The following is a 10237-nucleotide window of genomic DNA, read 5'->3' on the forward strand; positions in this document are numbered from 1 at the left end:
AGTGGACGACATTACCATCGGCGAAGGCATGGTCACGCAAAACCCCAAAGATGGTGAAACGCCGGCCCACGCCTTCGAGACCCTGGGTTATAACACCCTGAGAAGACGATACGGGGTTAAAATCATCAATGTCTTCCAGCGGCCGTTCGAAACGGTCGAGCTGGGAGACGGCATCGCATTGAACTTCAATACGGACATCCTCCACAGCGACCTGGTGGTGGATCTGCCGGCCATGAAAGCCCACAATCTGACCGTGGTGAGCTTGGGCATTAAAAACCTGAAAGGCACCATCGACATCCCTTCGCGGAAGCGCTGCCACAACCCGGACCCGGTTAAAAATCTGGATTTCATGGTAGCCCGCCTGGCCGACCGGCTCCCACCGATCCTTACTCTCATCGACGGCATCTATACCCTGGAACGCGGCCCAGGCCCCGACGGTATCATGCGAAGGAGCGATATTCTGGTGGCCTCGGCAGATATTCTGTCGGCCGACATGGTGGGCGCCAAACTCCTCGGATATGAACCGAGCCAAGTGCCCCACCTGGCCATTGCCGCAGCCAACCACCGCCGCCCAACGGATCTTTCCGACGTTGAGGTGGTGGGCGAGCCGATCGAGACGCTGGCCAGTCAGCATGTCTATGACTTTCCCTATGCCATCGATAAAGACGGTGAAATGCCGATGGCCCTGGCCAAACAGGGCATCAAAGGCCTATTTTATCGAAAGTATGACGACACCATGTGCACCTATTGCAGTCAGCTCAACGGCTTGACGCTCACGGCCATTCGTTTTGCGTGGAAGGGACAGGCGTGGGAACCTCTGGAAGTCCTCACGGGCAAGCGGATGGAACCGGCGCCGGGGATGCGGCGAACGATCTTACTGGGCAAATGCATGTACCAGAAGCACAAAAACAATCCGAGGATCAACGAGATGATTGCCGTCAAAGGCTGCCCGCCGCGGCCTTCAGATATTGTCAAGGCATTGCACCAGGCCGGTATCGATGCCGACCCGGGCCTCTTCGACGATATTGACCAACTGCCCGGTTTTTTCATGGCCCGCTACCAGAACCGGCCGGAATTCGAGTAAGGTTTCTTCAGGGTGAAAGGTGAAAGGTGAAAGGTGAAAGGTGAAAGAACACGGTCAGTTTGAGCACATCATGTCCAACAAAAAAACGGCAATCGAATGCCCGCCAGATTGGAAATCCTCTCTGCCCTTCAAAATTTGATGTCGCGGGCTGTCGAACCTCATGAATGGGGCATTAAGCGGAACCCCATGCCGCAAAAGGTTTCGTAAAACGTTCGAGATCAAGGCTTGCGAACCCTTAAGAATACCGCTAGCGCGGGTACCGCAGGTAGCGTACACCTTGTAAGCCGCAGTGACGAGGGGTGAAGCTTAACGCAGATATCGAACGTTTGTCGGAACCGTGATTTTTAAACGGCGCTGGCCCCTCCGTCCACCATTATGGTCTGGCCGGTGATGAATCCTGCCCCCTTGGAGCAAAGAAAGAGTACCGGGTGAACCACGTCGGCGGTCTCGGCGATTCTGCCCATGGGGATGGTCTTGACGATCTCTTTGAGCAGGTCATGGTTGGACCAGAAGGGATGGGAGAACCCGGTGCGCACCATGCATGGCGCCACCGCATTTACCTGCACATTGAATGGCGCCAACTCTTGAGCCAGCGTTTGGGTCATCATCTCGATGGCCGCCTTGGCGATACCGTATATGCCCATGAACGGGGCGGCCCGCCGGGCGGCAATGGAAGAGATACTGACGATCCTACCCGCCTTCCGCTCCCGCATGCTCTGCGCCGCTTTGCGAGAACAAAGCCAGGTGCCGGTCAGGTTAGATTCTACAATTTTGGTGAACAGAGCTGGCTCGGCATCTACCACGCCGGTAATCAAATTCATGCCGACATTGTTCACCAGCGCATCGAGACGGCCGAAGTGTTCCAGCGTCTGGTCGAAGAGCGTCTCCACGTCCGCTTCTCTGGCAACGTGCGCCCTGATGGCCAGCACATGCTCACCGCCGTTCAACTCCGCTACCGCCGCATCCAAACCCTCCTGCTTTCTGCCACAAATCACCACGTTGGCCTTTTGTGCCAGCAGTCCTTTAGCCAGATCCAGACCAATGCCACGGCTGCCGCCGGTGACCATTACCACGTTTCCTTCAATTCCGTATGTGATGTTTTCCACGGTTGCCTCGAGGAAAAAAGGTTGCTGAACCTTGCAAACAGCCCCGCGTCATCGTTTTTCTGGCCCTCATCCCAAGCTTCGATAGGTTATCAGAAGCGTATGCGAATCGGGCAAGGGCAGGCAGCCTCGCCGGAAGCCTTCGGGGCGTCCGGCAGGGCTTACCTTCATTAACCAGCTTGAACCGTAATCCGTCTCGGAGTGGCCTTCTCGACCTTGGGCAGGGTAAGGCGCAGCACGCCGTCGCTGAGCTTGGCATCGATCTTCTCCTGAGCAATGACCTCAGATAGGGAGAACTGGCGGTAGTAGCGCCCGGTTTCATATTCCACGTACACCTTCTCACCGGGCGTTCCCACATTCGGGAGCACATCTCCCGTCAGTGTCAGGGTATCGTCTCGAAGATCCACATTCAGTTCATTCGCTTTTACGCCCGGCATATCTACCAGCAAGGTAATGGCTTTTTCCGTTTCGAAGATATCCACGTTGGGGGTGAACACCGGGCCGGGCTTGGTCTGCTCGGCAGGTGAAGCCAGGGCCTGCTTTTCAACGGCTTTTAATTCTTTGGGTTCTGACATGGTCGGTTCCTCCTTTCATGGTGGTCGTTATTGGACCGCAATCTGCCTGGGTTTGGCTTTTTCCGCCTTGGCGACAGTGATGGTCAGCACCCCGTCCACCAGACTGGCCTTGACATGGTCCGGATCGATATCGCCGGGCAGCGCAACTGCCCGTGAAAAACGTCCCGCCTCACGCTCTCGGCGGTGATACCGTGCATCTGCCGCCTCTTCGGAAATCTTCCGTTCGCCGGCCAGGGTCAACTGGTTGGCGGTTACGTTGAGATCAAGATCCGCTGAATTCACGCCGGGCAGTTCCGCGCTGACGTAGTAGGCATCTGCATCTTCGGTGATATTGACCGCCGGGAATACACCCGCCCCGGTGCGACTCCAAGACCGGTCGCCGTAGTTTTCAAAAAGGCGTTCAATCTGACGCCGCATTCCCTCCAAATCTGCAAAGGAAGAACCGAAACGCCGACTGGGAGCTCCGAAAAGTGTTCTGTAGATCATTGCCAAACCTCCTTTGTTTATGGGCCTCGATGGCCCGTCTGTTTTGACCAAACAATATTTATGGATTTAGCGTTGTCAATATTATGGAAAAATTATTTTATTGCATTATTTTTCGTATACATTAGAATTAGGTAATTTGCTAATAATGATATTTGTGGAGATCTGAAATGACTCAGAAAAAGACGTTGGATAAAAACGGTTCGTTTACTTTCATCACCAGTTCGGGTCTTCGGGGTAGGCAATCGGTGCGAGCGACCTTCAAGCTCTCCTCCGGTTGCATCGAAGCCATCAGCATCGTTGCCGCGCAGCTGGGAATCAAACAAAAATCCCTGTTCGACCATCTGGCCCAGGACAGCGACTCCCTCAACGCCATCGCCAAGGAAGTCCAGAATGCAAGGGTCGGGGCGGAAAACCGGGTCCAGAAAACCTATGTGATCAGCAGAAGGTCCCTCTCCCTGCTGGATGAGATTTCAAGGGCCTTCAACGCACCGCGCGATGCGCTGGTGGAGTTTTCGGTGCGGCGGCTGTTGCCGGTGATTGACACTGAACAAAAAAAATACGAAATGCGCAAAGCCGCCTTTTCCGGAATCCAGCAGCATTTGAACAAGGGCACACAGCTGCTGGAAAAAATGATCGCCCAGTTGGGAGCGGACGATCCGGTCACCGCCCGGATGGCAACGGCAATGGAGACCTATGCCGGTGCGGCCAAAGCCATCGCGGTCTTTTTGGAGCGGACCCAGGGGATAGAGGACTTTGACCCGGAGGATTTGAATCAGATGGATGTGCGGTTTGAGCGTTAGCAGGGTGTTAAGGTCCTCGGAAAAAATAAATTGCACCATCTTGCTTGTCTGTTGGCCCGGCTACGGTGTTGCGTCAATGGCCCCATACAAAAAAGTATGCAACCATTAATGCGCCTTGCAGCCGATCCAACATCCGGCGCAATATCAGTTCAATTTATTTTTTACGAGGACCTAAGGTCGCGACCAAATCTCGATGCGGTTTCCTTCCGGGTCGAACAGGTAGAATGCCCGGGAGCCCCACGTGACCGTGAAGGGGCCGACGTCGATGCCGTCTGCAAGCATACAATCATGTACGGCGTCGATGTTTTCCACTTGCCAGGACAGTGTTATACCGTCCCCGCCGGCGCTGCCGATAGATGTGCGTGCCGCATCGGCAACACTCAGGCAGCTGCTGTCGGTCAGCTGGAACTCGACGAACCACGCTTTTTTCAAAAGCACCGGGAGTTTGATCATTTCGCGATAGAACTTGACCGTGTCGGCCCATCGGGTACAGTAAAGAATCGTATTGGTTCGAAGGATATTCATGGGGCTTATTTCTTTTCTGAAGAATAGTATGCAACAGCCTACGTCGACCGGGATGTGGTGTCAACTGGCACATGCCGACGGGGTTGATCGACAGGCGGCAGATACGGCATGTTTAGTGCATCCCTACGCGTTATCATAACTTGGCGGAAGTTTATCCGACCGGGCCGGCTTGGAAAGTCGCTTCTCCGCTGCCGGGGGGGCGAAACCAACCTCCCGCTCGATGGCATAGACTTGCCGTTTTTGGTTAACAAGGCGACATTTCGATGACGGTTCAGGCATCGCTGTCTTCAACACCCAGTACGATAGGAGCCTCAACATGATCAAGTTGATCGATCTGCTCAAGATTGCCGGCGTCTATTTGAGCAGCTACAAAATCCACTGTGCGGCTGGCAGGGATGATTCCCCTTTGGAGGCTTTCTTCGAAGGCCGGTTCAAGGCGTGGCAGGAACATCAAAACCAACAGAATTTTCGATGCGAAGAAATCATCTCTCTGATTCATCTGCAGGAGGACAAATGGCTTTTTGCCGGTCTTTATCAGGTGCTTGGCGTCAAGCACCGCAAGGAGGGGGAAAATAGCTGGTTCGAATATGGCACCAAAGAGATGCCCGGCATCGAGCATCTCACCGGCCGTTTAGTGGTCCAGTTCCGCAAACGCTTTATCGCATCCCACCTGATCGGCACCAAATATATCGACAAGCTGCTGGTGTCGGAAATACGTGAAAAACGGATGCGGGTGGCCGACTTTCCGGGATACAATGCAGTCAATCTGTCCTACCGGTTGCTGCGCACCGTCGTGAGGAAAAACATGCCGCAGTGGAAGGCCGCCTTGAGCAATGTGGGCGGGGTATATCTGGTCACGGACAACCACACCGGCAAACATTTGGTCGGCAGCGCCCACGGCGGGGATACGATCTGGCATCAATGGGTCTCTTTTGCAATCAGCGGCCATGGGGAGGTCAAAACCCTGCAACGGCTGTTGAGCCGAGAGGTGGGCGACTATCAGTTCAATTTCCAGTTTTCAATTCTCGAAATCTGCGACTTGAAGGCAAGCAAGGATTATGTTCTTTCCAGAACAGAGCATTGGAAAGCGGTGCTGCAGTCAATCGCGTTCGGCTACAACGAAAAATGAGCAACGATGCAGATATTCGTTTCCCACATTTTTTAGGAGGCTAATCCATGCCAACCCATCCAACAGCGAGTGACGCCGGCCATAGCGGCTTGAATTCAACAATCACGCTGAAAGACGAAATTCAGCGTCACATCCGTTTCACCATGGGCAGGGACCCGGAAAAGCCCAACCGACATGCCTGTTTCATGGGGTTGGCATACACCATCCGTGACCGACTCATGGATCGCTGGATACGCACGCAGCGCTCACAATACGATACCTTGGCCAAACGGGTCTATTTTCTCTCCCTGGAATTCCTGCCGGGTCGCTTTCTCATGAACTATCTGATCAGCCTGAAGCTGGTTGACGAAGTCCGTCAGACGGTTGCGGAGATGGGCTTTGACCTGGATGAACTGGAAGAGGAGGAGTGGGATGCGGGTCTGGGAAACGGCGGTCTGGGACGCCTGGCCTCCTGCTACATGGACTCCCTGGCCTGTTTAGACCTTCCCGGCTACGGCTACGGCATCCGCTACGACTACGGCATCTTTCATCAAACGATCGAAAACGGCTGGCAGCGGGAACAGTGCGACAACTGGTCCCGCATAGGATGCCCCTGGGAAATCCGCCGGGGAGAATATTTAAGATCCGTGCGCTTTTACGGCCGCACCGAGACTTACACCGATGCTGGCGGCCGCCAATGCCACCGGTGGGTCGACGGCGAAACGGTCATGGCCATGGCCTGCGACATCCTCATCCCCGGCTACGGCGATGATTTTGTCACCAACATGCGGCTCTGGCGGGCTCAATCCAGCCGGGAGTTCAACCTGGATGAATTCAACCAGGGAGACTACATCGGTGCCGTCGAAGCCAAGGTCCTCAGCGAAAATATTTCAGGCGTGCTCTATCCCAGCGACGAGATGGAGCAGGGCCGGGAGCTGCGGTTGAAGCAGCAATACTTCTTCGTTGCCGCCACCCTGGCCGATATTCTTCGAAGACACCGTAAGATGAATCGGGCGTTCTCCGAATTGCCCGACTTCGTAGCCATCCAGCTCAACGACACCCACCCTGCCATCGCCATTCCCGAACTCATGCGTTTGCTCATGGACGAGGAGGGGCTGGTGTGGGACGACGCCTGGCCGATCTGCGAGAAAACCTTCGCGTACACCAACCACACGGTACTGCCCGAGGCCCTGGAGACCTGGCCCGTTGACCTCATCCGCAGGATACTGCCCCGGCACATGGAGATCATTTTTGAGATCAACCGCCGTTTCCTGACCATGGTCAACACCGGGGAAAAGGGCGACAGCGGCCTTGCGCAACGCGTTTCCCTGATTGTCGAAGGCGGACAACAGCGCGTCCGCATGGCCCATTTGGCTATCGTGGGCAGCCACACCGTCAATGGCGTGGCCGAGCTGCACAGCAAAATCATCAAAGAGGAGCTGTTCAAAGACTTCGACACCCTTTTTCCCGGCCGTCTCGCCAATGTCACCAACGGCATCACCCCCCGCCGATGGCTGGCCCAGGCCAACCCGCCGCTGGCGAAGCTGATCAACGACACCATCGGCCCCGAGTGGATCACCGACCTGGACCGGCTGCGGCAACTGGAACCCCTGGCCGTGGATTCCACCTTTCGCCACCGCTGGATGAAAACCAAAAGGGACAACAAGAAACGACTGGCACGCTATATTCTGAGAAAAGTCGGCGTGGGCGTCGACCCGGACACCCTGTTTTCCGTGCAAGTCAAGCGCATCCATGAGTACAAGCGCCAACTGCTCAACGTACTCCATGTGATCACCTTGTACCACCGTATCCGGGCCAACCCCAGCGCTTCTGTGGTGCCGAGAACCGTCATCTTTGCCGGCAAGGCCGCCCCAGCTTACCATCAGGCTAAACGAATCATCAAACTGATCAATGCAGTGGCTGCAAAGACCAACAGCGATCCGGACGTCCAGGGAAAACTGCGGGTGGTGTTCTTACCCAATTATTGCGTCTCCCAGGCTGAAAAAATCATCCCCGCGGCGGACCTGTCCGAACAGATTTCCACTGCCGGCATGGAGGCCTCGGGAACGGGCAACATGAAGATGTCGCTGAACGGAGCATTGACCATCGGCACCTTGGATGGCGCCAATATAGAGATTATGGAGGAGGTTGGCGAGGAAAACATTTTCATCTTCGGCCTGACAGCGGACCAGGTCACATCCCTTCGCAACGGCGGTTACCACCCGCAGAGCTACGCCGAAAGCGACGCCGAACTGCGGCAGACCCTTGACAGCATCAGCCGTGGGGACTTTTCACCGGAAGACCCATACCTCTTTTCACCCATTATGGAATCACTGCTGTACAGGGGGGATTACTACATGCTGATGGCCGACTTCCGGGCGTATGTGACCGCCCAGGAAGCCGTGAGCAGCCTCTTTCTGGACAAGGATGAATGGGCCAGAAAATCGATCCTCAACACCGCCCGCATGGGAAAATTCTCCAGCGATCGGTCGGTCATGGAATATGCGGACACCATCTGGGGGTTGAAGCCGCTGGCGGCAGTGGAGAGGTAATTAAAAACGAATGTCGAATGTCCAACAAGGAACCGCAGAATGAGCACCTGGGTTGGTTGGTTCGTTTGTTAGATTGGTTTGATTGGTTGAAAAAAGGCGGACGACCGCCAGTCTCTGCCTTAAAAACCGTTGGCCAACCTACGGTTCGCTGTTACGGATGTTGTTTTTATGGTGTCCATCCAGGGATGGTAGATGGTGGTTCGGACCAAGGCCGCAGTGTTTTCGCAACCACAGACGTAGCAGCGCGACGTTGGGAATAGCGCTGAAGCTTCACGGCGTGCTCAAAAACATGAGAACCCCGGTCTGGGCCGCAAGATGCCATTTCTGGATGGGCACCACCCAATCAGGAGGTCACCTACATGTCCGAAGAATCAATACCGTCATCCCCTTCCACTTCAGTATCCATCGCCCGGCAGCCCATATTTGACGAAAACCGCCGATTGTGGGGGTATGAGTTGTTTTGTGTGGGTCAAGGACCGATGGCGGGACCGGACGGCGAACGAGAATCCACGGCAATCATCGTTGCCGCCAGCGCCTATATGGGGCTCCAGCAGATCCTGAAGCAGGGTCATAAGCTCATGCTCAATGTTGATGAGATCGGCATCCTCGACGACATGCCCTATGCCCTGCCCCCGGTGAATGCCGCCATTCAGGTGGATGAACAGGTTTTTCTGCGCCCCGACATCCCCGAGATGTTAGGGCGCCTCAAATCGGATGGCTATCTGATCGCCGTCTCTGGTTTCAGCGGAGACCGGCAGTTCGATCCACTTTATGGGCTGGCCGACATCATTGCCGTACCGGTAATCGGCAAACAGAAGGCGGAGGTGGCGACCCTCCTGGCAACCATCCACGATGTGGATGCACGGCTGCTGGCCCGTCGAGTGGATGATGCAGCCGGGTTCGCCATGGGCCGGGAAGCGGGCGTCACCTTGTTCGAAGGATCCTTTTTCAAGCAACCGGACACCATTACGGTCCACAAAATGACCTCCAACGCGGTGTCGCGCCTCAAGCTGCTGCAACGTATCGAGCAGCCGGACCCGGACATCGATGCACTGGCGGAGACCATTCAGTCGGATGCCGCCATCAGCTTTCGCCTGCTCACCTACCTGAATTCGGCGGCGTTCGGCTTTTCTCAAAAAATCAAATCTATTCATCACGCCATCCGGCTTCTGGGGTGGTTGAAGCTAAAGAATTGGTTGAGGGTGATCCTGCTCAACGACATGAGCGAGGCAGCGGCGGTGCCTGACCTGCTCCAACTTTCCGCCCAGCGCGGCAAATTTTTGGAATTGGTGTCGCAGCGGCACGATTTCTGGGGGTTCGATCCGGAAAGCCTGCACCTGCTGGGCCTGTTCTCCCTGCTGGACACCATGCTGGGCACCCCCATGGACGAAATCGTCACTTTTCTGCCCATCGAGAACAAGCTCAAGGACGCCCTGCGCCGGGACGCCAACAACGAGTATCTACCCCTGGTCCAGCTTGCCCAGTGCGTCGAAGAGAATCGCTGGGAGGATGCCGACGACATGATGAAGCGGCTCAACCTGAACCGGGAAAAGGTAGCCGCGGCATTCAGGGAGGCCGTGGAATGGGCGGACCAACTGACGTCGATGGGTAACGGGGAGCCAACGTAAGGGATACTGGCAAAAAAACTGGGCACGTCAAAAAAGGCCATCTTGGAAAATGCCGTTCGGCAGTATGCCGAAAAGATGGAGGCGGAACTGAAATTCGATATTCTGACCCATACCTTGGGTAGTTGGCAGCGAGACGAATCGGCCACCGAAACGGTTCGATCCGTCAAGGATACCTTTGGAGTCCGCAGTGCGGCATCGATGTTAACGACGCCATCCTGGCCGCAACCGCCATACCATTCAATGGAAAAATCTATACGATGAACCCCAAGCATTACCCCATGCCTGACGTGGCCGTCAAACGCGCATGGGTCACTTCCGATGCTCACAAATCCTGAAGCACCCTCCGCTCCCGGGCATTGGGCAGGACGCCGAACAG

Annotated in this window: 9 protein-coding genes; 5 read left to right on the plus strand and 4 right to left on the minus strand. The window is 55.5% G+C overall.

What is annotated here, in order from left to right:
- On the plus strand, positions 1–1084 hold a 1084-nt coding region (locus ABYV26_RS12775), incomplete at its 5' end, for a DUF362 domain-containing protein (RefSeq protein ID WP_372681564.1).
- 344 nt (positions 1085–1428) lie between these two features.
- Here the strand turns inward: ABYV26_RS12775 and ABYV26_RS12780 are convergent.
- The 3 genes from ABYV26_RS12780 to ABYV26_RS12790 all read right to left on the minus strand — a co-directional run bounded on the left by ABYV26_RS12780 (position 1429) and on the right by ABYV26_RS12790 (position 3248).
- On the minus strand, positions 1429–2190 hold the full coding sequence (locus tag ABYV26_RS12780) for an SDR family NAD(P)-dependent oxidoreductase (RefSeq protein WP_372681565.1): 762 nt from the start codon (positions 2188–2190) through the stop codon (positions 1429–1431).
- Between the two features lie 167 nt (positions 2191–2357).
- Entirely contained in the window at positions 2358–2762 is a 405-nt protein-coding gene (locus ABYV26_RS12785; RefSeq protein ID WP_372681566.1) for an Hsp20/alpha crystallin family protein, read from the minus strand.
- A gap of 27 nt (positions 2763–2789) precedes the next feature.
- Positions 2790–3248: an Hsp20/alpha crystallin family protein gene (locus tag ABYV26_RS12790; RefSeq protein WP_372681568.1), complete on the minus strand. Its 459-nt coding sequence runs from the start codon at positions 3246–3248 to the stop codon at positions 2790–2792.
- Between the two features lie 167 nt (positions 3249–3415).
- On the opposite strand from ABYV26_RS12790, the gene ABYV26_RS12795 reads away from it, so the two are divergent.
- The gene (locus ABYV26_RS12795; RefSeq protein WP_372681570.1) at positions 3416–4048 is read left to right on the plus strand and encodes a hypothetical protein; all 633 of its coding nucleotides are present in this window, start codon (positions 3416–3418) and stop codon (positions 4046–4048) included.
- A 171-nt stretch (positions 4049–4219) separates the two neighbouring features.
- Here ABYV26_RS12795 and ABYV26_RS12800 read toward each other — a convergent pair whose 3' ends face one another.
- Positions 4220–4573, minus strand: a complete 354-nt coding sequence (locus ABYV26_RS12800; RefSeq protein WP_372681571.1) for a VOC family protein — start codon at positions 4571–4573, stop codon at positions 4220–4222.
- A 316-nt stretch (positions 4574–4889) separates the two neighbouring features.
- Here ABYV26_RS12800 and ABYV26_RS12805 point away from each other — a divergent pair, with 316 nt between their 5' ends.
- The 3 genes from ABYV26_RS12805 to ABYV26_RS12815 all read left to right on the plus strand — a co-directional run bounded on the left by ABYV26_RS12805 (position 4890) and on the right by ABYV26_RS12815 (position 9861).
- Positions 4890–5702 carry a GIY-YIG nuclease family protein gene (locus ABYV26_RS12805; RefSeq protein ID WP_372681573.1) on the plus strand — a complete coding sequence of 271 codons (813 nt, stop codon included), beginning with the start codon at positions 4890–4892 and terminating at the stop codon, positions 5700–5702.
- A gap of 47 nt (positions 5703–5749) precedes the next feature.
- Entirely contained in the window at positions 5750–8233 is a 2484-nt protein-coding gene (locus ABYV26_RS12810) for a glycogen/starch/alpha-glucan phosphorylase (RefSeq protein WP_372681575.1), read from the plus strand.
- 359 nt (positions 8234–8592) lie between these two features.
- The gene (locus tag ABYV26_RS12815; protein WP_372681577.1) at positions 8593–9861 is read left to right on the plus strand and encodes an EAL and HDOD domain-containing protein; all 1269 of its coding nucleotides are present in this window, start codon (positions 8593–8595) and stop codon (positions 9859–9861) included.
- Positions 9862–10237 lie beyond the last annotated feature (376 nt).

The organism is Desulfosarcina sp. (assembly GCF_041551955.1).
Lineage (GTDB): Bacteria > Desulfobacterota > Desulfobacteria > Desulfobacterales > Desulfosarcinaceae > Desulfosarcina.

Bases quoted from the DNA above. Each gene is read 5' to 3' on its own strand.
- ABYV26_RS12785 (WP_372681566.1), bottom strand. From the start codon at position 2,762: ATGTCAGAACCCAAAGAATTAAAAGCCGTTGAAAAGCAGGCCCTGGCT.
- ABYV26_RS12790 (WP_372681568.1), bottom strand. From the start codon at position 3,248: ATGATCTACAGAACACTTTTCGGAGCTCCCAGTCGGCGTTTCGGTTCT.
- ABYV26_RS12795 (WP_372681570.1), top strand. From the start codon at position 3,416: ATGACTCAGAAAAAGACGTTGGATAAAAACGGTTCGTTTACTTTCATC.
- ABYV26_RS12800 (WP_372681571.1), bottom strand. From the start codon at position 4,573: ATGAATATCCTTCGAACCAATACGATTCTTTACTGTACCCGATGGGCC.
- ABYV26_RS12805 (WP_372681573.1), top strand. From the start codon at position 4,890: ATGATCAAGTTGATCGATCTGCTCAAGATTGCCGGCGTCTATTTGAGC.
- ABYV26_RS12810 (WP_372681575.1), top strand. From the start codon at position 5,750: ATGCCAACCCATCCAACAGCGAGTGACGCCGGCCATAGCGGCTTGAAT.
- ABYV26_RS12815 (WP_372681577.1), top strand. From the start codon at position 8,593: ATGTCCGAAGAATCAATACCGTCATCCCCTTCCACTTCAGTATCCATC.